Below are 20,170 nucleotides of genomic sequence, written 5' to 3'. Positions count from 1 at the left end.
AGCCGACCGTGGCTACGTGATGGATTCCGGCACGGTCACGATGGAAGGCGACGCGAAACAGATGCTCGACGATCCGAAGGTGCGGGCTGCGTATCTGGGTGAGTAAATGAGCGGGCCCGGTGCGGCGCGGCGGCGGATGCCGGCGTGCCGCGCAAGGGCTTTCGAAAGGCTGTCACGGGATACCGTGACAGCTTTTTTTTCGTGCGGCGCGCCCGGCGGCGAACTGCGCGCGCGGATGCGACTTCATGCATTCGACAGTGACGCCGACCATGCGGCGCGGGGCACGGTAGCGCGAAGGCCCTCCGAAACCGGCCGTCCACCAACCGTCACGCAGGCTGCGTAGCATGGTCGGTCCATCGGGACACGGAGAGCACCCATGAGTCTGGATTACGGTTTCGTGAAGGCGAAGGTGACGTCGGTGGCGCAGCTGAAGGGCTCGCCACACGGCAGCGAGATCCAGTATCACATCCACCTGACGCTCGCATTGCCGACCGGCGACTGGGACGTCGCGATCAACGTCGGCACCAACGACGCGGACGACCTGCTGAACTACAAGCTCGTCTACGATTTCCATCATCCGGTCACGGCGACGCTCGCGGCCGCGGCCGAAGGCTATACCGATCTCACCGGGCAAACCGCGCTGCCGGCGCTCGACTATCTGCGCAGCGACATCCTGAACGAGACGGGCGCATGGCGTGCCAGCGCGGTGATGGACGGCACCGAGAACGCGGAGCCGATCCCGTCGCTGCTGCGACTCGTCAATGCCGCGCAGTCGCAGGGGCTCGACGTCGTCGTGTTCGGCCGCACGTATAGGGAGGGCAACGGCATTCACGACACGCACATGAACCAGGGTTCGACAGGCTCGAACTACCTGCATCGCGCGGGCAACGACCACAACGATCACAACGACGTGTGGCAGGACGGCGCGTTGATCGTGCGCGTGAGCGAGTCGCAGTGGGCCGCGTATTTCGCGGCGTTCGAGCAGCAGGCCGTGCCGACCGACGCGCTCGGCAATCCGCTGCCGGACGCGGGGCCGATCACGGGCTGAACGTGGCGGCTGCCGGCGGCGTCACGCGGCCGGCAGCGTCTTGCCGAACGAGATGCGTTCCTCGACGCGATAGCCGAGCGCCGCATAGAAGCGGCATGCATCGTCGTTGCCGGGTAGCACCTGCAGGTTGATCTTCAGGCAGCCGCGCGCGGCGAGCGCGCGTTCCGCATGCGCGATCAGCGCGCGGCCGATGCCGAGCCGCCGCGCGTCGTTCGACACGCCGAACGAGTAGAGCCAGCCGCGATGTCCGTCGAACCCCGCCATCAGCGTGCCGACGACCCGCGCGCCGCGGGTCGCGACGAAGAACAGCTCCGGCTGCGTCGCGAGCTTCAGCTCGATCGAGCGCAGCGGGTCGCGGTGCGGCGGCGCGCCGGCTTCGTCGTACTGCGGGAACGCATCGCGCCACACGGCCAGCACGGCATCGGTGTCGGCGCGTTCGAACGGGCGGATCGCGACAGCATCGGCGGCGGCATCCATCGCGGCGGTTTCCTTAGAGCGTGTCGAGGATCGACCGCAGCATCGCCATCATCTGGTCGATTTCCTCGGTCGTGACGTTCAGCGCGGGCATGAAGCGCAGCAGGTTCGGGCGCGCAGCGTTCAGCAGCAGGCCGTCGGGCTGCATGTCGCGGGCCTTCTCGACGATCTGCGGGCCGATGTCCTTGCCGAGCAGCAGCGCGCGCAGCAGGCCTTCGCCGCGTTCGCCCTCGAAGCCGCGTTCCTCCGACAGTTCGAGCAGCCTGCGCTTCAGGTATTCGGCGCGCTCGCGCACGCCTTCGAGGAAGCCGGGCGCGACGAGCTGCGAGATCACCGAATAGCCGACCGCCGTCATCAGCGGGTTGCCGTTGTACGTGCCGCCCTGGTCGCCGGCCTCGAACACCGCGACGTCGGCCTTCGACAGCAGCGCGCCGAGCGGTGCACCGCCGCCGATGCCTTTCGCGAGCGTCATGACGTCCGGCTCGATGCCCGACAACTCGTACGCGAACAGCGTGCCCGCGCGGCCGCACCCGCTTTGCACTTCGTCGACGATTAGCAGCAGGTCGTGCTGCTTCGTCAGCGCGCGCAGCGCCTGCATGAATTCACGCGTGGCCGGGATCACGCCGCCTTCGCCCTGGATCGGCTCGAGCATCACCGCGACGGTCTTGTCGGTGATCAGCTTCTCGACGGAGTTGATGTCGTTCAGCTCGGCCTTCGGGAAGCCCGGCACCTGCGGTGCGTAGATCGTGTCCCAGCCCGGCTTGCCGCTGGCCGACATCGTCGCGAGCGTGCGGCCGTGGAAGCTGTGGTCGAACGTGATGATCTCGTACGCGCCGTTCTTGAACTTGCGGCCCCACTTGCGCGCGAGCTTGATCGCGCCTTCGTTCGCTTCCGCGCCGCTGTTCGTGAAGAACACCTTGTCGAACACGCTGTGCTGCGTGAGCAGGCCCGCGAGCTTCGCCATCGGTTCGTTGTAGAACGCGGGCGACGGGTTCAGCAGCTTCTCCGCCTGCGTCTTCAGCGCTTCGACGATGCCGTCGTTGCAGTGGCCGAGGCTGTTGACGGCCCAGCCCTGAATGAAGTCCAGATAGCGCTTGCCCGTGTGATCGTAGAGCCACGAACCCTTGCCGTGCGTAAACACGATGTCGGGGCGGTTCGTGATGTACATCAGCGAGTCGATCGGGTAATCGTTCAGGGGCATGGCAGCAGACTCCAGCGGACGTTGAAAGGAAAACGGGCAATAAAAAAGCCACGGAAGGCCGTGGCTGGTGGGTCGAACAGCTTGTGCGTAACCGGTGAAGCGGGGGAGTAGGTTACGCGCGAGTCCGTGACGAGCCGGCGGCATCCGGGCGGAGCGGCGAGCGGCGACGTCGAAGTGCGGACAGGAAGCGGTTCATGTGCGCAAGCATAAGGCATCGCGCGCCCCACTGTAAACCGCCGCGATGCCACGGATGTGACACGGCGGCGCGCAGCGGGGCGCGCGGGCGCGCCCGGGGCTCAGACCGGATGCGCGAGATCGGCGGCGCTCGTGAACGAGTCCGCGTAGAACTCGTCGGCCGGCAGCGCGTGGTGCTGCGTGAAGTCGCGCTGTGCGGATTCGACCATCACCGGCGCGCCGCATGCGTACACCTGGTGGCCCGACAGATCGGGCAGGTCCTCGATCACCGCGCGATGGACGAAGCCGGTGCGGCCGGTCCACTGGTCGGCGTCGTCCGGCTCGGACAGCACCGGCACGTACTTGAAGTTCGGGATCTCGCGCGCCCATTGCTCGGCGAGCTCGCCGAGGTAGATGTCCTTCTTGCGGCGTGCGCCCCAGTAGAGCGTCATCGGGCGCGTGATGCCCCGGTGCTTCACGTGCTCGACGATCGCCTTGATCGGCGCGAAGCCGGTGCCCGATGCGAGCAGCACGATCGGCTTGTCGGAGTCCTCGCGCAGGAAGAACGTGCCGAGCGGGCCTTCGAAGCGCAGGATGTCGCGCTCCTTCATCGCGCCGAACACGTGGTCGGTGAACTTGCCGCCCGGCATGTGGCGGATGTGCAGCTCGATCGGGCCTTCCTCGTGCGGCGCGTTCGCCATCGAGTAGCTGCGGCGCGAGCCGTCCTTCAGGATGAACTCGACGTACTGGCCCGCGAGGTATTGCAGGCGTTCGTTGGCCGGCAGCTGCAGCTTCACGACCATCACGTCGTCGGCGCGGCGTTCGAGCGCGGCGATCCGGCACGGCAGCTTCTTCACCTGCACGCCGTCGACGCCGGCGATTTCACGCACGTCGATCTCGAGGTCGCATTGCGCCTTCGAGCAGCACAGCAGCGCGAGGCCGCGGGTGCGTTCGTCGTTGGACAGTGCCGACGCGGCATGCGGGCCCTGTTCGATCTGGCCCGACACGATCTGGCCCTTGCAGGAGCCGCACGCGCCGTTCTTGCACCCGTACGGCAGATGGACGTTCTGGCGCAGCGCCGCCGCCAGCACGGTTTCGTCCGACTCGACCTGGAACTGCCGGCCGCTTTGCTTGAGAGTAACGTTGAATGCCATAGAACCAAATAGAACAAAATGTGGGGACCGTGCATATCGCGCACGGCAGCTACAATGCAAACCCGTTGCGCGCCGCGCAACGGTGGCTACTGATCTCGCAACCAACATGATCGCGACTCGAATCCTGCGCCGGCCGCGCGTCCTGATCGTCGGCTGCGGCGACGTCGGCCTGCGCTGCGTCGCGCAATGGCGCGATGCGCGCCGCAACCTGCGCATCGTCGCGCTGACGAGCCATCCGGGCCGCCGCGACGAACTGCGCGCGGCAGGCGCGACGCCGCTCGTCGGCGACCTCGATCGCCGGGCGACGCTCGGACGTATCGCGGGCCTCGCCCGCACGATCCTGCATCTCGCGCCGCCGCAATCCGACGGCCGCGACGATCGCCGCACCCGTGCGCTGATCGCCGCATTGTCCGTGCCTGCACGGCGGCCGTCCGCACCGGCGGTGTCGTCGGTCGGCCGGCTGCGCACGCTGCGCGCCGCGACCCGACAGGCCGGCGTGCCGGTGCGGGAAGCGCGTATTGTACCCGACGCCCTTCGCGCGCCGACGCTCGTCTACGCCAGCACGACGGGCGTATACGGCGACTGCGGCGGCGCCCGAATCGACGAAACGCAGCCGCTGCGCCCCGCGAATCCGCGCGCGTTCCGGCGCGTCTCGGCCGAGCGTCAGCTGCGGGCGGCGACGGTGCGCGGCGTGCTGTCCGCGCGCATCGTGCGCATTCCCGGCATCTACGCGGCGAACCGGTTGCCGCTCGCGCGGCTCGAGCGCGGCACGCCGGCACTCGACGCGGCCGACGACGTCTACACGAACCACATCCATGCCGACGATCTCGCGGCGATCCTGCGTCGCGCGGCCGTGCGCGGCAAGCCGGCGCGCGCCGTGCACGCGTCGGACGACAGCGAACTGCGGATGGGAGAGTATTTCGACCGGGTCGCGCAGGTGTTCGGCCTGCCGCCGCCGCCGCGGATCAGCCGCGCGGACGCCGAGCAGCAACTCGAGCCGGCGCTCCTGTCGTTCATGCGCGAGTCGCGGCGCCTGTCCAATGCGCGGCTCAAGGCCGAATTGTGCGTGACGTTGCGCTATCCGACCGTAGACGAATTCCTTCAAACGCTCGCGCCGCGCGGCGCGTCAGGTCAGCGCCGGTAACGCCTCGATCAGCAGGAAGCACAACAGCGCGCCGATCAGCGCGCCGATCAGGTTCGGATGGTATTTGTGCTTCATGTGCATCATGGCCAGCAGCGCGCCGATCACGATGGCGCCCACGACCGCGAACGCGATCGTCACGTACGACAGTTCGAAAGAATGGTTGAAGTTCATGATGTCTCCCCTGCATTGCTGCTCGTACAGCTTGTGATTTCAGTATAGCGGGGGATCGGGCGGCCGCGACGCGGCCCGACATCGAACGATCGTGCGGATTTTCCCTTACAGGGTTTTGACGGGATTGCGCAGCGCTGAAAGGTCGTCTTCCCCGAGCCAGCGCCACGCGCCCGGCGCCAGGTCGTCCGGCAGCGTGAACCCGCCGATGCTTTCGCGGTGCAGTGCCTCGACGCGATTGCTGGCGGCCGCGACCATGCGTTTCACCTGATGATATTTGCCTTCGAGGACGGTCAGCGCGAGCGCGTGCGTGTCGCGCGCGTCGGCGGCGACCGCCGCGATCGGCTTCGGCTCGCCGTGGAGCTGCACGCCGGCGCGCAGTGCGTCCAGCTGGGCGTCGTCGAGCGGGTGGCGCACGGTGGCGACGTAGGTTTTCGGCACCTTGCGCTTCGGCGACGTGTACGCGTGCACGAACTGGCCGTCGTCGGACAGCAGCAGCAGGCCCGTCGTGTCCTGGTCGAGGCGGCCGACGCATTGCACGCCGCGTGCGACGAGCGGCGCGGGCAGCAGGCTGAACACGCTCGCGTGGTGTTGCGGCTCGCGCGAACACTCGTAGCCGGCCGGCTTGTTGAGCGCGAGATATGCGCGGGCGTGGAACGGCCACGCGGTGTCGTCGACCGTGAACACGAGGCCGTCGGTGTCGAACGACGCGTCGGGGTCGGTCGCGCTCGCGCCCGCGACGGTGACGCGGCCCGTTTCGATCAGGCCGCGGCACTGGCGGCGCGAGCCGAAGCCCTGCGTGTAGAGAATGCTTTCGAGATCCATAGCGCGCGCATTCTATCAAGCCACGCGCCGGCACCGGCATGAACCCGCCCGCGCTGGTAAGCTGCCGGAGCGCCGCGCCGCACGTTTGTTCTTCACGGAAAGTGGACGTCGCATGCAAGGAGCGTCCGGCTTCAGCGTGAAGTCGCGCCACGACGGCGGCAGGCTCGTACCCGGGCTGCCACCGTCTCCATTCCGACACGGAGTTCGCCGCATGAATCCGACGACGCTCGATGCACTCGCCGATTTCCCCCGTCAGCTCGAAGCCCATTTCGCCGCCGTGCCGGACGGCTACGCGCGCTGGACCCCCGACGACTGGAGCGGGATCCCGAGCGAGCATTTCTCGCCGCTCGGGCAGCTCTGCCACGTGCGCGACATCGAAATCGACGGCTACCACGTGCGGCTGCGGCGGATGCTCGACGAAGATCACCCGCTGCTCGTGTCGGTCGACGGCGATGCGCTCGCGCTCGAGCGCCGCTACGACGCCGCGTACGCGTCCGACGTGCTCGCGGCGATTCGCGACGCGCGGCGCGAGACGCTCGACCTCGTGTCGCGCCTCACGCCCGGGCAGTTTGCGCGCACCGGCGAGTTCGAAGGCTACGGCGCGCTGACCGTGCGCGGTCTCGTCCATTACCTGTGCAGCCACGACCAGCAGCATCTGGCCGGCATGCAGTGGCTGCTCGGCAAGATCGACGCGGCGCTGTACGCGCGCTGAACCGCACGGCCCGGCGGCCGTGCATCGTGTCGCGTCGAGCGGATTTCGTCGCGTTCGTCGGTGGGGCAGCCCACCGTTTCGGATGCCTGACTGGATCGTTTTTCTGGATAATTCATCCAGCCGTGCCCGGCTGACCGGCACGTCGCGCGTGCCTACACTCCTAGCTTCATTCAACGCAAACAGGAGTCAACCGTGGCTACTCATACGCTCGCAGACAAGGTCGTCCTGATCGCAGGCGGCGCCAAGAATCTCGGCGGGCTGATCGCCCGGGACCTGGCCGGCCACGGCGCGAAGGCGGTGGCGATTCACTACAACAGCGCGGCATCGCAGGCGCAGGCCGAAGAGACGGCCGCCGCGGTGCGCGCGGCCGGCGCGGAAGCCGCGACGTTCCAGGCAGACCTGACGACGGCCGCCGCGGTCGAGAAGCTGTTCGGTGACGCGAAGCAGCGCTTCGGCAAGATCGACATCGCGATCAATACCGTCGGCAAGGTGCTGAAGAAGCCGTTTACCGAAATCACCGAGGCCGAGTACGACGAGATGTTCGCGGTGAACAGCAAGTCGGCGTTCTTCTTCATCAAGGAAGCGGGGCGGCACCTCGAGGATCACGGCAAGCTCGTCACGCTCGTGACGTCGCTGCTCGGCGCGTTCACGCCGTTCTATGCGGCCTACGAAGGATCGAAGGCGCCGGTCGAGCACTTCACGCGCGCGGCATCGAAGGAGTACGGCGCGCGCGGCATCTCGGTGACGGCGGTCGGGCCCGGCCCGATGGATACGCCGTTCTTCTACCCGGCCGAAGGCGCCGACGCGGTCGCGTATCACAAGACGGCTGCCGCGCTGTCGCCGTTCAGCAAGACGGGCCTTACCGACATCGAGGACGTCGTGCCGTTCATCCGTCATCTCGTGACCGACGGCTGGTGGATCACCGGGCAGACGATCCTGATCAACGGCGGCTATACGACCAAGTAATCGACCCGGTAACGGGCCGTGCCGGCGGTCGTCGTGTGCGTGGCGATCCGCAATGGACCGTTTGCCTGGACAATGGACGGGCGCGCGGCCACAACGCCGTGCGCCCGTTTCATCTGTGCCGCCGGGATCGGCCGCGACGCGCGGCGCTTGCCGGCCGCGGTCGTCCGAACCCACGTTCTCCGCCTGCCGATGGACAAGCTGGATCAGGTCAGAATCTTCCTTCAGGTTGCCGAGATGGGCAGCTTCATCAAGGCGGCCCACGCACTCGACGTGCCGCGCGCGACCGTGTCGGCCGCCGTCCAGCAGCTCGAGACCGCGCTCGGCACGCGCCTGTTGCACCGTACGACTCGGCAGGTCCAGCTGACTGCCGACGGCGCGCTGCTGCTGGAGCGTGGCCGGCGCCTGCTCGCGGAAGCCGACGAGCTCGACCGGCTGTTCCGGCGTCGCGATCGCGACGTGATCGGGCGGCTGAACGTCGATGCGCCGAGCCGGATCGCGCGCCGCGTGATCGCCCCCGCGCTGCCGTCGCTGTTTCGCCGCTACCCGAAGCTGCAGCTGTCGCTCGGCTCGACCGACCGCTCGATCGATCTCGTGCAGGAGGGTGTCGACTGCGCGATCCGGGTCGGGCGGCTCGCGGACAGCAGCCTCGTCGTGCGGCCGCTCGGGCAGTTCGCGCTGATCAACTGCGCGAGCCCCGACTACCTGCGCGAATGCGGCGTGCCCGAGCATCCCGATGCGCTTGCGCACGGGCACTGGGCGATCGGCTATGCGTCGCCGACGACCGGCCGCGAGCTCGGCTGGGAATACTGCGCGGACGGTGGACGGCATACGCTGACGCTGCCGAGCCGCGTGATCGTCAACAACGCTGAAACCTATATCGCGAGCTGCATCGCCGGCATGGGGCTGATCCAGATTCCGCGCTTCGACGTCGTGCATCTGCTCGACAGCGGAGCGCTGGTCGAGGTGATGCCCGGCCATCGGGCCGCGCCGATGGACGTGTCGGCCGTATATCCGCATCGGCGGCATCGGTCGAGGCGGCTCAATGCGTTCGTCGAATGGTTCGGCGAGCTGATGGCGGATGCATTGAACGACGCGGGCGCGGCCGGCAGCGGCGACTGAAAGCGGCGTCGTGGCCGCAACTGCGGGCCGCCCGCCATTCGCCGGCCGGTGACGCCGTTCGATCGGCGTCGGTGCGACGCGGCATGCGCGGTACGTCCGGCACGTGCGGCCATCGCGTCGCGCACTCAGGCGGCGAACTGCCGCGTGCGCCCGGTCGCCCGCACCGCGTCGATCAGCGCGGCGCAGGCGCCGTCGGGCTTCGACGCGAACGCGTAAAAGCGCGCGGCCGGCAACGCCGGCAGGCCGTCATTCGCCCCGCATGCGCGCAGGCCGTCGCGCAGCTGGCTGCGCGCGAGCGCCGTGACCGCGAAGCCGGCCAGCGCGGCCGATATGCAGCCGGCCATGCTGGCGCTTTCGAACAGCACGCGAAACGGCCGCAGCGCGGCGGCGAGCGAGGACACCGCGGCTTCCCGGTACACGCACGGCTCCGGGAACAGCGCGAGCGGCACATCGCCTTCGGTGTCGATTGCCATATCCGACGCGAACGCCCATACCAGTGGTTCTTCCCACAGCAGTTCGCCCGGCGCGTCGACCTGCCGGCATTGCTTGCCGAACACGACGTCGAGCCGGCCCAGCGTCTGCTCGCGCAGCAGCGCCGCGGTGATCCCGACCTTCAGTTCGATCGATGTGCGCGGATGACTGTCGCGAAACGTGCGCAGCACCTGCGGCAACCATGCGCCCGCGAAATCTTCCGACGCGCCGACGCGCAGCCGGCCATGCGCCGGCGCGCCGCGCAGCCTCGCGCGCACTTCGCGCTCCATGTCGACGATGTTGCGCGCGTACGCGTACAGCGTGTCGCCGGCCGGCGTGAGCGCGATGCGGCGCGTCGTGCGCGCGAGCAGCACCGTGCCGGCCGCCTGCTCGAGCCGCTTGATGTGGCCGCTGACCGCGGACGGCGTCAGCGCGAGGCGCTCCGCGGCCGGCGCGAAGCCGCGGCTGTCGACGACTTCGAGGAAGGTACGCAACAGCGCGATGTCGAGCGCGGTCGACGCGGGATCGGTCAGCGGTTCCATCGGTTGATTCACCACAATATTTGAAGAATGAGTCATGATACGCCGCGAATCGTGATGAGAGACGGGCCTACCATCGGGCATTCAGGCTGACCAACCGGAGTGCACATGACCGCTTACCGCTATGCGACGACTGCGTCGCTCGAACTCGCCTATCTCGAATGGAACCCGCGCGGCGAACGCGTGGCCGTGCTGCTGCACGGCTGGCCGGACAGCCCGGTCGGCTGGGAGGCCGTGGCTCGAACGCTGGCCGCACGCGGCTACCGCGTGCTCGCGCCCGCGCTGCGCGGTTTCGCGCCGACCCGCTTTCGCGATTCCGCGACGCCGCGCAGCGGCCGGCTCGCGGCGCTTGGCCGCGACCTGCTCGAATTCATCGACGCGCTCGGCATCGAGCGGCCCGTGCTGGTCGGGCACGACTGGGGTGCGCGCGCGGTTGCGAACGCGTGCGGGTTGCGCGACGGCGCGGCCTCGCATCTGGTGATGCTGTCGGTGGGATACGGCACGAACGACCCGGCCCAGCCGTTGTCGCTGCCGCAGGCGCGCAACTACTGGTACCACTGGTTCCTGGCGACGCCGCGCGGGGAGCAGGCGCTGCGCGACGATCGCCGGGCGTTTGCGCGCCTGATGTGGGATACGTGGTCGCCGGCCGGCTGGTACGACGCACGCGACTTCGACGCGGCCGCGACGGCCTTCGACGGCCCGGACTGGATCGACGTGGTGCTGCACTCGTACCGTTATCGCTGGGGGTTCGTCGACGGCGGGGCCGCGTATGCGGAAGACGACGCGCAACTGACACCCGCACCGGTGCTGTCGGTGCCGACGCTCGTGCTGCACGGCGGCGCGGATTCCTGCAACGGGCCCGAGACTTCGGCCGGGCGCGAGCGGTTCTTCACCGGCCGCTACGAGCGCGCCGTGCTGGACGGTGTCGGGCACTTTCCGCAGCGTGAGGCGCCGGGAGCGGTTGCGGACGCGATCGCGCGGTTCTGCGAGCAACGCTGAACGCGCGGCCGCACCTCGGTGCGCGGTCGATCGAACCGGTCACTCGGTGCGGTGCGGGATGCTGTCCGGGAACGGGTAGGGCGCGTGCGGCCCCGGCCAGTCGGGCACGGGCGGCTCGCGCAGCAGGTCGCATCCGCCCAGCATGATCGACAACAGCGCGGCAAGCACGCAGCGGCGGATCGGGCTCGAAAAGAAGACGCGCGTGGACATGAGCGGCCTCCGTGCTTGCGTGTCCTGATGCTTGGACCGCCGGGGAACGGCGTGCGTTGCGGTGTGCGTGGCGCGCGCAACAAACAAAAAACCAACAAAAAACCCGCGAAGCGGCGAGCTTGCGCGGGTTTCGACAGCGCAGCGCATGACGCTGCGAAAGACTGGTGCCCAGGGCCGGAATCGAACCGGCACGCCTTGCGGCGGGGGATTTTGAGTCCCCTGCGTCTACCAATTTCACCACCTGGGCTTTGATCCTGGCCGCGCATGTGATTCGTACGGATTGTGCGCGGCGAAACGCGGATTATGGCGGAAAACGGGGCACCGGGCAAGCTGTCCGGCGACCGCCCGTGCGTTACTGGCTCAGATAGACGAATCGGCCCTGCTTCACGATCCCCATCACGCTCGCGCGCTGATCGAGCCCCACGTGATCCTTGTCGCTGGTGTTGACGACGCCATTCGGCACGACGAGTTCGTGCGCGCGTTCGAGTTCGCGCCGCAGCGCCGCGCGGAAGCCCGGCGTGCCGGGCTGCGCGGCCTTGAGCGCGCGGCCGACCGCGTCGGCGAGGCGCGGGTACACGCCCGCCGCGTCGCCCGCGAACTGGGTGACCGTGCCGGCGCCGTATTTCGCTTCATACGCGTCGACGAACGCGAGTGCGGCCTTGCGGGCCGGATGGTCGGCAGGCAGCGTGCGCGCGACGACCACCGGCTGGGTCGGGAACAGCGTCCCGTCGACGTCCTTGCCGCCGAGCTTGATGAATTCCGGCGTGGCGATCCCGTGCGTCTGGTAGATCGCGCCCTTGTAGCCGCGCTCGATCAGCGTGCGTTGCGGCAGCACGGCCGGCGTGCCCGAGCCGGCGATCAGGATCGCGTCGGGCTTCGCGGCGATCAGCTTCAGCGTCTGGCCGGTCACGCTCGCGTCGGTGCGGTTGAAGCGTTCCGTCGCGATCACGCGGATCTTGCGGACTTCCGCGAAGCGCGTGAATTCGTTCAGCCAGCTGTCGCCATAGCTGTCCGCGAAGCCGATGAAGCCGACCGTCTTCACGCCGTGGTTGGCCATGTAGCGCGTCATCACGTCGGCCATCGCGCTGTCGCTCTGCGCCATCTTGAATGCCCAGGTCCGCGCGCCTTCCTGCGGCTCGACGATCGCGCCGGAGCCGACCAGCGTGATCATCGGCGTCTGGGCGGCGGCCACCGCGTCGAGCGCCGCGAGCGCGGCCGGCGTGATGTTCGGCCCGACCACGACGTCGACGCGATCCTCGTCGACCAGCTTGCGGATATTGCGCACGGCCGCGCCCGGGTCGGACGCGTCGTCGAGCACCGTCACCTGCACCGGCTGCCCGGCGATCGTCTTCGGCCACATCAGGATCGCGTTCTTGCTGGTGATGCCGATCGCGGCGGCCGGGCCGGTCGACGACAGGTCGACGCCGACCTTCAGGTCGGCATGCGCGGCCGCGCAGGCGAGCACGAGGGCGGCGCCGGCGGCGCGGCGCAACAGGGCGGGAAGCGTCATGCGGAAATCTCCGTCGGGCAATAAAAAGGGGCGCGATTTGCGCCCCTGTCGTTATACCTGACCGTCAAAGCTCGTACGATTCGGATTCGCCCTTGAGCGCCTGCTCGATCAGCTTGCGGTTCAGCGTCGGCGACAGCAGCTCGACGAGCGTATACACATAGCTGCGCAGATAGGCGCCCTGCTTGAGCGCGACACGCGTCACGTTGCTGCCGAACAGGTGGCCGACCGGGATCAGCCGCAGGTTGCGGTCGCGCTCCGGGTTGAATGCGATGTCGGCCATGATCCCGACGCCCAGGCCGAGTTCGACGTAGGTCTTGATCACGTCGGCGTCGATCGCTTCCAGCACGATGTCCGGCGACAGCCCGCGCAGCGCGAACGCATGATTGATCTTCTTGCGGCCGGCGAACGCGTCGTCGTACGTGATCAGCGGGTACTGCGCGAGATCGTCCAGCGTGACCGGCTTGCGTTCGAGCAGCGGATGGTCGGCCGGCACCACGGCCGCGTGATGCCACTGGAAGCAGGGCAGCGACACGAGTTCCTTGTAGTCGGCGATCGCCTCGGTCGCGATCGCGAGATCGGCCTGGTCGTGGATCACCATCTCGGCGACCTGCGTCGGGCTGCCCTGCAGGATCGACAGGTGCACCTTCGGGAAGCGCTTCTTGAACTCGGCGATCGCGGCCGGCAGCGAGTAGCGGGCCTGCGTGTGGGTGGCGGCGATCGTCAGGTTGCCCTGATCCTGCGCCGCGTAATCTTTTCCGACCCTTTTGAGGCTTTCAACTTCCTGCAGGATCCGCTCGACCGATGCGAGGATGATCCTGCCCGGCTCGGTGAGCGAGCGCACGCGCTTGCCGTGCCGCGTGAAGATCTCCACGCCGAGCTCGTCCTCGAGCTCGATGATCGCCTTCGACACCCCCGGTTGCGACGTGTAGAGCGCCTTGGCGGCCTCGGTGAGGTTGAAATTCTGCCGGACGGCCTCGCGCACGAAGCGAAATTGGTGCAGGTTCATTTATAACCCTTCCGCATATCAACAGAATTTTTTAGTCGTTTGAAATATAAGGCGAGTTTATTACGATTCACCGGAGTTTTTCAAATATGGATATCTGTTTTCGTCATTAGCAATCCAGCCGGGCCGCGCAAGGCCGGCGATGGCGGCGGAACGGAGATTCGGGCGCGACGTGGCTAGGACGTCGCGCGGTCACCACGAAAACCCCTGGGGTCCCCGAATGTATCAGTACGACCAATACGACCAGACGATCGTCGACGAGCGTGTCGCGCAGTACCGCGATCAGGTGCGCCGCCGGCTGTCGGGCGAGTTGAGCGAAGAAGAATTCCGTCCGCTGCGCCTGCAGAACGGCCTGTACATGCAGCGCCACGCATACATGCACCGCATCGCGATTCCGTACGGCAACCTGCGCAGCGACCAACTGCGGATGCTGGCGCGCATCGCCCGCGAACACGACCGCGGCTACGGCCACTTCTCGACCCGCTCGAACATCCAGTTCAACTGGATCCAGCTCGAGGAAACGCCGGAGATCCTCGCGAAGCTCGCGTCGGTGCAGATGCACGGCATCCAGACCTCGGGCAACTGCATCCGCAACATCACGGCGGACCAGTTCGCGGGCGTCGCCCAGGACGAGGAGATCGATCCGCGTCCGTGGTCGGAAATCCTGCGCCAGTGGTCGACGTTCCATCCCGAATTCGCGTGGCTGCCGCGCAAGTTCAAGATCGCGGTGTCGGGCTCGACGCACGACCGCGCGGCCGTGCAGATCCACGATCTCGGCGTGTACCTGAAGAAGAACGCGCAGGGCGAGGTGGTCGCGAGCATCCTCGCGGGCGGCGGCCTCGGCCGTACGCCGATCATCGGCGCGGTGATCAAGGAAGACCTGCCGTGGCAGCACCTGCTGACCTATTGCGAAGCCGTGCTGCGCGTATACAACCGCTACGGCCGCCGCGACAACCTGTACAAGGCGCGTATCAAGATCCTCGTGAAGGCGCTGTCGCCCGCGAAGTTCGCGCAGCAGGTCGAGGAAGAGTGGCAGCACCTGAAGGACGGCCCGTCGACGCTCACGCAGGCGGAAGTCGACCGCGTGTCGCAGTACTTCCAGCCGCCCGTCTACGAGAAGCTGGCCGACACCGACGCGTCGTTCGAACAGCACCTGCTCGAGAACAAGGCGTTCGCGCGCTGGGTCGAGCGCAACGTCGCGCCGCACAAGGTGCCGGGTTATGCCGCGGTCACGCTGTCGCTGAAGGACCACCGCGTCGCCCCCGGCGACGCGACCGACGCGCAGATGGACCTGGTGGCCGACTGGGCAGACGCGTACTCGCTTGGCGAACTGCGCGTGTCGCACGAGCAGAACCTGATCCTCGCGAACGTGAAGAAGCGCGACCTGTTCACGGTGTGGGAAAAGGCGAAGGCGGCCAGCTTCGCGACGCCGAACGTCGGCCTGCTGACCGACATCATCGCGTGCCCGGGCGGCGATTTCTGCTCGCTCGCGAACGCGAAGTCGATCCCGATCGCGCTGGCGATCCAGCAGCGTTTCGACGATCTGGACTACGTGTACGATCTCGGCGACCTGTCGCTGAACATTTCCGGTTGCATGAACTCGTGCGGTCATCATCACGTGGGCAACATCGGCATCCTCGGCGTCGACAAGGACGGTGCCGAGTGGTACCAGGTGTCGCTCGGCGGCGAGCAGGGCACGGGCCGCAACGGCGCGCGCCTCGGCCGCGTGATCGGGCCGTCGTTCTCCGCGGAAGAAGTGCCGGGCGTGATCGCGAAGCTGATCGACACGTTCGTCGAGGCACGCATCGACGGCGAGCGCTTCATCGACACGTACGACCGCATCGGCATCGCTCCGTTCAAGGAGCGCGTGTATGCGGCGCGCCAGGCAGTCAACGCGTAACCAACCGGGTAGAAGGAATTTGCAGATGGCTTCGATTATCAAGAACCGCGCAGTGATCGACGACGCATGGCAGGTCGTGCGCGCGGCGGAAGACGGTGCGCTGCCCGCGGTCGACGCATTGCCGGCCGGCAAGGTGCTGGTGCCGTTCACCCTGTGGCAGGCCGAGCGCGCGGCGCTCGTCGCCGCGAAGACGAAGGACGAACTCGGCGTGTGGCTCGCGCCGGACAGCGAGCCGGCCGACCTCGTGGCCGACTTCGGTGCGATCTCGCTGATCGCCGTCGATTTCCCGCGCTTCGCGGACGGCCGCGGCTACAGCATCGCGCGCCTGCTGCGCGAGCGCCACGGCTGGACCGGCGAGCTGCGCGCGATCGGCGACGTGCTGCGCGACCAGCTGCTGTACATGTCGCGTTGCGGCTTCGACGCGTTCGCGGTGCGTGCCGACAAGGACATCCACGATGCACTGAACGCGTTCGGCGAATTCACGCAGCGTTACCAGGGCGCATTCGACGAGCCGGCGCCGCTGTTCCGCCGCCGCGCGGCCGCGGCCGACGCGAAGGTGAGCGCATGAGCGCCGCGACCGCACTGACGCCCGAACTGGCCGCGAAGGTCGAGCGCCTCGACGCGCTGCTCGCGCAGATCGGTGCGCGCCACGAGAAGGTGAAGTTCGCGAGCAGCCTCGCCGCGGAAGACATGCTGCTCACGCACGCGATCCTGTCGAAGGGCGTGTCGATCGGCATCTTCTCGCTGAACACCGGCCGCCTGCATGCGGAAACGCTGGGCATGATCGACCGCGTGCGCGAGCGCTACGGCTACGAGATCGAGCAGTTTCATCCGCAGCAGGACGCGGTCGACCAGTACGTCGCCGAGCACGGCCTGAACGCCTTCTACGAAAGCGTCGAGCTGCGCAAGTCGTGCTGCCACATCCGCAAGGTCGAGCCGCTGAACCGCGCGCTGGCCGACGTCGGCGCGTGGGTCACGGGCCAGCGTCGCGAGCAGTCGGTCACGCGTGCGGAGCTGCACGAGGAAGAACAGGACGAAGCGCGCGGGATCGCGAAGTACAACCCGCTCGCCGACTGGACGGAAGCCGACGTGTGGGCGTACCTGAAGGCGTTCGACGTGCCGGTCAATCCGCTGCACGCGCGCGGCTATCCGAGCATCGGCTGCGAGCCGTGTACGCGCGCGATCCGCCCCGGCGAGGACAGCCGGGCGGGCCGCTGGTGGTGGGAGTCGCGCGACACGAAGGAATGCGGGCTGCACATCACGATCACGCCGATTCCCGCGAACGCCGAAGCCGGCGCCGCGCACTGAAAGCCGACAAGAAACCGAATATTGCGCCGCCCGCGACAGCGGGCGGCACGAACCCAGAAGAGAAGGACTGAAATCATGAGCACGACGCTCGAGCAATCCGCCTTTGCCCCGCCCACCGGTGCCGACGACCGCATGGGCCACCTCGACTGGCTCGAAGCCGAGTCGATCCACATCCTGCGCGAACTCGTTGCCGAATGCAGCAAGCCGGCGCTGTTGTTCTCGGGCGGCAAGGACTCGGTCGTCGTGCTGCACCTCGCGCTGAAGGCGTTCGGCCTCGGCGCGAACCGCAAGACGACGCTGCCGTTCCCGCTCGTGCACATCGACACGGGCCACAACTACGAGGAAGTGATCGACTTCCGCGACCGCCGCGCGCAGGAGCTCGGCGCCGAGCTGGTGGTCGGCCACGTCGAGGATTCGATCAAGCGCGGCACCGTCGTGCTGCGCCGCGAAACCGATTCGCGCAACGCCGCACAGGCCGTCACGCTGCTCGAGACGATCGAACAGCACGGCTACACGGCGCTGATCGGCGGCGCGCGCCGCGACGAAGAGAAGGCGCGCGCGAAGGAGCGGATCTTCTCGTTCCGCGACGAATTCGGCCAGTGGGATCCGAAGGCGCAGCGCCCGGAACTGTGGAGCCTGTACAACGCACGCCTGCACAACGGCGAGCACCTGCGCGTGTTCCCGATCTCGAACTGGACGGAACTCGACGTGTGGCAGTACATCGCGCGCGAGAACCTCGAACTGCCGTCGATCTACTACGCGCACCAGCGCGAGATCGTGCGCCGCAACGGGCTGCTCGTGCCGGTCACGCCGCTCACGCCGATGCGTGACGGCGAGACGAGCGAACTCGCGCAGGTGCGCTTCCGTACCGTTGGCGACATCAGCTGCACGTGCCCGGTCGAGAGCGACGCGGACGACGTCGAGAAGATCATCGCCGAGACGGCGGTGACCGAGATCACCGAACGCGGCGCGACCCGGATGGACGACCAGGCATCCGAAGCCGCGATGGAACAGCGCAAGAAGCAAGGTTATTTCTGAAGCACACGAGGACATTCACATCATGAGCATCATCGAGAACACCGAAGACCTCGGCGTGTTGCGTTTCATCACCGCGGGCAGCGTCGACGACGGCAAGAGCACGCTGATCGGCCGCCTGCTGTACGACAGCAAGGCCGTGCTGTCCGACCAGCTGTCCGCGCTGTCGCGCGCGAAGAACAAGCGCACGGTCGGCGACGAGATCGACCTCGCGCTGCTGACGGACGGGCTCGAAGCCGAGCGCGAGCAGGGCATCACGATCGACGTCGCCTACCGCTATTTCGCGACCGCGAAGCGCAAGTTCATCATCGCCGACACGCCGGGCCACGAGCAGTACACGCGCAACATGGTGACGGGCGCATCGACCGCGCATGCGGCGATCATCCTGGTCGACGCGACGCGCGTGACGATCGAGAATGGCGTGGCGGAACTGCTGCCGCAAACGAAGCGCCACAGCGCGATCGTGAAGCTGCTCGCGCTGCAGCACGTGATCGTCGCGATCAACAAGATGGACCTCATCGAGTACAGCGAAGCGCGCTTCAACGAGATCCGCGACGCGTACGTCGCGCTCGCGAAGCAGCTCGGCCTGAAGGACGTGCGTTTCGTGCCGGTGTCGGCGCTGAAGGGCGACAACATCGTCGGCGCGAGCGAGCGCATGCCGTGGTACGCGGGCGAGCCGCTGCTCGACCTGCTCGAATCGCTGCCGGTCGAGACGCAGGCGCACGACGCGCTGCGCTTCCCGGTGCAGTGGGTCGCACGCCAGGACGGCAGCTCGGCCGACGATTTCCGCGGCTACATGGGCCGGATCGAATCGGGCGAGGTGAAGGTCGGTGACGAAATCGTCGTGCTGCCGTCGAACCGCACTGCGACGATCGCCGAGATCATCGCGCCGGTGCCGGGCGGCACGGCGGCGGTTGCGCACGCGTTCGCGGGCCAGACGGTGACGATTCGCCTCGCGGAAGACGTCGACGTGTCCCGCGGCGACATGTTCGTCACGACCGCCGAGACGGTCGCGCCGGCGAAGAAGCTCGAGGCGGACCTGTGCTGGTTCGACGAGACGCCGCTGTCGCCGCAGCGCAAGTACCTGCTGAAGCAGACTACGAGCACGGTGTTCGCGAAGATCGGCGCGGTCAAGGAAGTGCTCGACGTGCATACGCTGTCGCACGCGACCGACCGCCAGGAACTGAAGATGAACGACATCGGCCGCGTCGCGCTGACGCTGCAGAAGCCGATCGTCTGCGACACCTACGATGCGCACCCGGGCACGGGCGCGTTCGTGCTGATCGACGAGGCGACGCACCACACGGTCGCCGCCGGCATGATTCGGGCGTTCTCGGCGTAACGGGCTTAACCGGCGGTCAGCGCCGCCCTCGCGGCGGTGCGGGCCGGCCGCCGTCCGCACGAGCAGGACCCCAAGCGAAGCGACAAACATGGGCAAGGTATATCTGATCGGAGCAGGGCCGGGCGCCGCGGACCTCATCACGGTGCGCGGCATGCGGCTGCTCGAACAAGCCGACGTCGTGCTGCACGACGCGCTCGTCGAGCCGGCGATGCTCGACTACGCACCGAACGCGCGCAAGATCGCGGTCGGCAAGCGTTGCGGGCAGCGTTCGACCGCGCAGCATTTCATCAACAAGCAGATCGTCGACGCGGCGCGCGAGCACGCGTGCGTGGTGCGCCTGAAGGGCGGCGACCCGATGCTGTTCGGTCGCGCCGAAGAGGAAATGCGCGCGCTCGAAGCGGCGGGCATCGATTTCGAGGTCGTGCCGGGCATCACCGCGGCGCTGGCCGGCGCGGCGACGCTGAAGCGCTCGCTGACGTTGCGCGGCGTGTCGCGCAGCGTCGCGTTCGCGACGCACAGCCGCGCACCGGGCAGCGACGAGATTCGCGAGGCCGCGCGCGCCGATTCGATCGTCTACTACATGGGCCGCGACAGTGCGCCGGGCATCGCGCAGGAACTGATCGACGCGGGCCGTGCGAGCGCGACGCCGGTGGCGATCGTCGAGGCTTGCAGCACCGCGCGCGAGCGCACGCTGACGCTGACGCTCGGGCAGATGGCGGCGGGCGGCGCGCAGGCGTGGCTCGACCCGGCGGAACCGAGCCTGCTGATGATCGGCGATGCGTTCGCCGAACGCGTGCGGCACGCGAAAGAGGGCGCTGCGTTGCAGGATGCGGCCTGAGTCGAACGTGCGATCCGCAGGCAAAAAAAG

Annotated in this window: 21 protein-coding genes, 1 tRNA gene and 1 pseudogene; 13 read left to right on the top strand and 10 right to left on the bottom strand. The window is 67.8% G+C overall.

Annotated features, from left to right (window positions below; translation table 11 throughout):
- Both U4Z31_RS35415 and U4Z31_RS35410 read left to right on the top strand, forming a co-directional pair.
- Window positions 1–106: pseudogene (locus U4Z31_RS35415) on the top strand (ABC transporter ATP-binding protein); the annotation flags it as partial.
- A gap of 270 nt (window positions 107–376) precedes the next feature.
- Window positions 377–1,048 carry a DUF2278 family protein gene (locus U4Z31_RS35410; protein ID WP_321812817.1) on the top strand — a complete coding sequence of 224 codons (672 nt, stop codon included), beginning with the start codon at window positions 377–379 and terminating at the stop codon, window positions 1,046–1,048.
- 21 nt (window positions 1,049–1,069) lie between these two features.
- Here the strand turns inward: U4Z31_RS35410 and U4Z31_RS35405 are convergent, their stop codons facing one another.
- From U4Z31_RS35405 to U4Z31_RS35395, 3 genes are all read right to left on the bottom strand, one after another.
- A complete protein-coding gene (locus U4Z31_RS35405) occupies window positions 1,070–1,525 on the bottom strand; it encodes a GNAT family acetyltransferase (protein WP_044845606.1) in 456 nt (151 codons plus the stop codon).
- A 13-nt stretch (window positions 1,526–1,538) separates the two neighbouring features.
- A complete protein-coding gene (locus tag U4Z31_RS35400) occupies window positions 1,539–2,723 on the bottom strand; it encodes an acetylornithine transaminase (protein WP_321812816.1) in 1,185 nt (394 codons plus the stop codon).
- Between the two features lie 296 nt (window positions 2,724–3,019).
- Window positions 3,020–4,051, bottom strand: a complete 1,032-nt coding sequence (locus U4Z31_RS35395) for a CDP-6-deoxy-delta-3,4-glucoseen reductase (RefSeq protein ID WP_044845608.1) — start codon at window positions 4,049–4,051, stop codon at window positions 3,020–3,022.
- Between the two features lie 106 nt (window positions 4,052–4,157).
- On the opposite strand from U4Z31_RS35395, the gene U4Z31_RS35390 reads away from it, so the two are divergent.
- Window positions 4,158–5,195, top strand: a complete 1,038-nt coding sequence (locus U4Z31_RS35390) for an NAD-dependent epimerase/dehydratase family protein (RefSeq protein ID WP_124521609.1) — start codon at window positions 4,158–4,160, stop codon at window positions 5,193–5,195.
- Here U4Z31_RS35390 and U4Z31_RS35385 read toward each other — a convergent pair.
- Both U4Z31_RS35385 and U4Z31_RS35380 read right to left on the bottom strand, forming a co-directional pair.
- Window positions 5,178–5,366, bottom strand: a complete 189-nt coding sequence (locus tag U4Z31_RS35385) for a hypothetical protein (RefSeq protein ID WP_044845610.1) — start codon at window positions 5,364–5,366, stop codon at window positions 5,178–5,180. The two genes, U4Z31_RS35390 and U4Z31_RS35385, sit on opposite strands and share 18 nt — an antisense overlap.
- 105 nt (window positions 5,367–5,471) lie before the next feature.
- The gene (locus tag U4Z31_RS35380; protein WP_044845611.1) at window positions 5,472–6,188 is read right to left on the bottom strand and encodes a pseudouridine synthase; all 717 of its coding nucleotides are present in this window, start codon (window positions 6,186–6,188) and stop codon (window positions 5,472–5,474) included.
- A gap of 211 nt (window positions 6,189–6,399) precedes the next feature.
- On the opposite strand from U4Z31_RS35380, the gene U4Z31_RS35375 reads away from it, so the two are divergent.
- From U4Z31_RS35375 to U4Z31_RS35365, 3 genes are all read left to right on the top strand, one after another.
- On the top strand, window positions 6,400–6,900 hold the full coding sequence (locus tag U4Z31_RS35375; RefSeq protein ID WP_044845612.1) for a DinB family protein: 501 nt from the start codon (window positions 6,400–6,402) through the stop codon (window positions 6,898–6,900).
- Between the two features lie 192 nt (window positions 6,901–7,092).
- Window positions 7,093–7,866 (top strand): SDR family oxidoreductase, encoded by a 774-nt coding sequence (locus tag U4Z31_RS35370; RefSeq protein ID WP_044845613.1) that lies wholly within the window; start codon window positions 7,093–7,095, stop codon window positions 7,864–7,866.
- Window positions 7,867–8,055: 189 nt separating this feature from the next.
- A complete protein-coding gene (locus U4Z31_RS35365; protein WP_044845645.1) occupies window positions 8,056–8,985 on the top strand; it encodes a LysR family transcriptional regulator in 930 nt (309 codons plus the stop codon).
- 125 nt (window positions 8,986–9,110) lie between these two features.
- On the opposite strand, the gene U4Z31_RS35360 is transcribed toward U4Z31_RS35365, so the two are convergent.
- A complete protein-coding gene (locus U4Z31_RS35360) occupies window positions 9,111–9,998 on the bottom strand; it encodes a LysR family transcriptional regulator (RefSeq protein WP_321812815.1) in 888 nt (295 codons plus the stop codon).
- A gap of 105 nt (window positions 9,999–10,103) precedes the next feature.
- Between U4Z31_RS35360 and U4Z31_RS35355 the strand changes: the two genes are divergently transcribed.
- A complete protein-coding gene (locus U4Z31_RS35355) occupies window positions 10,104–10,994 on the top strand; it encodes an alpha/beta hydrolase (RefSeq protein WP_321812814.1) in 891 nt (296 codons plus the stop codon).
- Between the two features lie 39 nt (window positions 10,995–11,033).
- On the opposite strand, the gene U4Z31_RS35350 is transcribed toward U4Z31_RS35355, so the two are convergent.
- The 4 genes from U4Z31_RS35350 to U4Z31_RS35335 form a co-directional block, all read right to left on the bottom strand.
- The gene (locus U4Z31_RS35350) at window positions 11,034–11,204 is read right to left on the bottom strand and encodes a hypothetical protein (RefSeq protein WP_185500424.1); all 171 of its coding nucleotides are present in this window, start codon (window positions 11,202–11,204) and stop codon (window positions 11,034–11,036) included.
- Window positions 11,205–11,366: 162 nt separating this feature from the next.
- Window positions 11,367–11,451, bottom strand: a tRNA-Leu gene (locus tag U4Z31_RS35345).
- Between the two features lie 105 nt (window positions 11,452–11,556).
- A complete protein-coding gene (locus U4Z31_RS35340) occupies window positions 11,557–12,714 on the bottom strand; it encodes an ABC transporter substrate-binding protein (protein ID WP_321812813.1) in 1,158 nt (385 codons plus the stop codon).
- Window positions 12,715–12,778: 64 nt separating this feature from the next.
- On the bottom strand, window positions 12,779–13,720 hold the full coding sequence (locus tag U4Z31_RS35335; protein WP_009689198.1) for a CysB family HTH-type transcriptional regulator: 942 nt from the start codon (window positions 13,718–13,720) through the stop codon (window positions 12,779–12,781).
- A gap of 217 nt (window positions 13,721–13,937) precedes the next feature.
- Here U4Z31_RS35335 and U4Z31_RS35330 point away from each other — a divergent pair, with 217 nt between their 5' ends.
- The 6 genes from U4Z31_RS35330 (at window position 13,938) to cobA (ending at window position 20,140) form a co-directional block, all read left to right on the top strand.
- Window positions 13,938–15,617, top strand: coding sequence for a nitrite/sulfite reductase (locus U4Z31_RS35330; RefSeq protein WP_321802820.1), 1,680 nt, complete (start codon window positions 13,938–13,940; stop codon window positions 15,615–15,617).
- 25 nt (window positions 15,618–15,642) lie between these two features.
- Window positions 15,643–16,185, top strand: a complete 543-nt coding sequence (locus tag U4Z31_RS35325) for a DUF934 domain-containing protein (RefSeq protein ID WP_044845618.1) — start codon at window positions 15,643–15,645, stop codon at window positions 16,183–16,185.
- Window positions 16,182–16,925, top strand: coding sequence for a phosphoadenylyl-sulfate reductase (locus tag U4Z31_RS35320; protein WP_044845619.1), 744 nt, complete (start codon window positions 16,182–16,184; stop codon window positions 16,923–16,925). Before U4Z31_RS35325 ends, U4Z31_RS35320 begins: the two co-directional genes overlap by 4 nt.
- 75 nt (window positions 16,926–17,000) lie before the next feature.
- Window positions 17,001–17,963 carry a sulfate adenylyltransferase subunit CysD gene (cysD, locus tag U4Z31_RS35315; RefSeq protein WP_044845620.1) on the top strand — a complete coding sequence of 321 codons (963 nt, stop codon included), beginning with the start codon at window positions 17,001–17,003 and terminating at the stop codon, window positions 17,961–17,963.
- A 22-nt stretch (window positions 17,964–17,985) separates the two neighbouring features.
- On the top strand, window positions 17,986–19,302 hold the full coding sequence (locus tag U4Z31_RS35310; protein ID WP_321812812.1) for a sulfate adenylyltransferase subunit 1: 1,317 nt from the start codon (window positions 17,986–17,988) through the stop codon (window positions 19,300–19,302).
- Window positions 19,303–19,390: 88 nt separating this feature from the next.
- Window positions 19,391–20,140, top strand: coding sequence for a uroporphyrinogen-III C-methyltransferase (gene cobA, locus U4Z31_RS35305; protein ID WP_044845622.1), 750 nt, complete (start codon window positions 19,391–19,393; stop codon window positions 20,138–20,140).
- Window positions 20,141–20,170 lie beyond the last annotated feature (30 nt).

The organism is Burkholderia sp. BCC1985, assembly GCF_905339915.1.
Taxonomy (GTDB): domain Bacteria; phylum Pseudomonadota; class Gammaproteobacteria; order Burkholderiales; family Burkholderiaceae; genus Burkholderia.
The sequence above is the reverse complement of the archived record's forward strand: the minus strand, read 5'-3'. Positions and strand labels throughout refer to the sequence as shown.

Bases quoted from the DNA above. Each gene is read 5' to 3' on its own strand.
- U4Z31_RS35410 (WP_321812817.1), top strand. From the start codon at position 377: ATGAGTCTGGATTACGGTTTCGTGAAGGCGAAGGTGACGTCGGTGGCG.
- U4Z31_RS35405 (WP_044845606.1), bottom strand. From the start codon at position 1,525: ATGGATGCCGCCGCCGATGCTGTCGCGATCCGCCCGTTCGAACGCGCC.
- U4Z31_RS35400 (WP_321812816.1), bottom strand. From the start codon at position 2,723: ATGCCCCTGAACGATTACCCGATCGACTCGCTGATGTACATCACGAAC.
- U4Z31_RS35395 (WP_044845608.1), bottom strand. From the start codon at position 4,051: ATGGCATTCAACGTTACTCTCAAGCAAAGCGGCCGGCAGTTCCAGGTC.
- U4Z31_RS35390 (WP_124521609.1), top strand. From the start codon at position 4,158: ATGATCGCGACTCGAATCCTGCGCCGGCCGCGCGTCCTGATCGTCGGC.
- U4Z31_RS35385 (WP_044845610.1), bottom strand. From the start codon at position 5,366: ATGAACTTCAACCATTCTTTCGAACTGTCGTACGTGACGATCGCGTTC.
- U4Z31_RS35380 (WP_044845611.1), bottom strand. From the start codon at position 6,188: ATGGATCTCGAAAGCATTCTCTACACGCAGGGCTTCGGCTCGCGCCGC.
- U4Z31_RS35375 (WP_044845612.1), top strand. From the start codon at position 6,400: ATGAATCCGACGACGCTCGATGCACTCGCCGATTTCCCCCGTCAGCTC.
- U4Z31_RS35365 (WP_044845645.1), top strand. From the start codon at position 8,056: ATGGACAAGCTGGATCAGGTCAGAATCTTCCTTCAGGTTGCCGAGATG.
- U4Z31_RS35360 (WP_321812815.1), bottom strand. From the start codon at position 9,998: ATGGAACCGCTGACCGATCCCGCGTCGACCGCGCTCGACATCGCGCTG.
- U4Z31_RS35355 (WP_321812814.1), top strand. From the start codon at position 10,104: ATGACCGCTTACCGCTATGCGACGACTGCGTCGCTCGAACTCGCCTAT.
- U4Z31_RS35350 (WP_185500424.1), bottom strand. From the start codon at position 11,204: ATGTCCACGCGCGTCTTCTTTTCGAGCCCGATCCGCCGCTGCGTGCTT.
- U4Z31_RS35340 (WP_321812813.1), bottom strand. From the start codon at position 12,714: ATGACGCTTCCCGCCCTGTTGCGCCGCGCCGCCGGCGCCGCCCTCGTG.
- U4Z31_RS35335 (WP_009689198.1), bottom strand. From the start codon at position 13,720: ATGAACCTGCACCAATTTCGCTTCGTGCGCGAGGCCGTCCGGCAGAAT.
- U4Z31_RS35330 (WP_321802820.1), top strand. From the start codon at position 13,938: ATGTATCAGTACGACCAATACGACCAGACGATCGTCGACGAGCGTGTC.
- U4Z31_RS35325 (WP_044845618.1), top strand. From the start codon at position 15,643: ATGGCTTCGATTATCAAGAACCGCGCAGTGATCGACGACGCATGGCAG.
- U4Z31_RS35320 (WP_044845619.1), top strand. From the start codon at position 16,182: ATGAGCGCCGCGACCGCACTGACGCCCGAACTGGCCGCGAAGGTCGAG.
- cysD (WP_044845620.1), top strand. From the start codon at position 17,001: ATGAGCACGACGCTCGAGCAATCCGCCTTTGCCCCGCCCACCGGTGCC.
- U4Z31_RS35310 (WP_321812812.1), top strand. From the start codon at position 17,986: ATGAGCATCATCGAGAACACCGAAGACCTCGGCGTGTTGCGTTTCATC.
- cobA (WP_044845622.1), top strand. From the start codon at position 19,391: ATGGGCAAGGTATATCTGATCGGAGCAGGGCCGGGCGCCGCGGACCTC.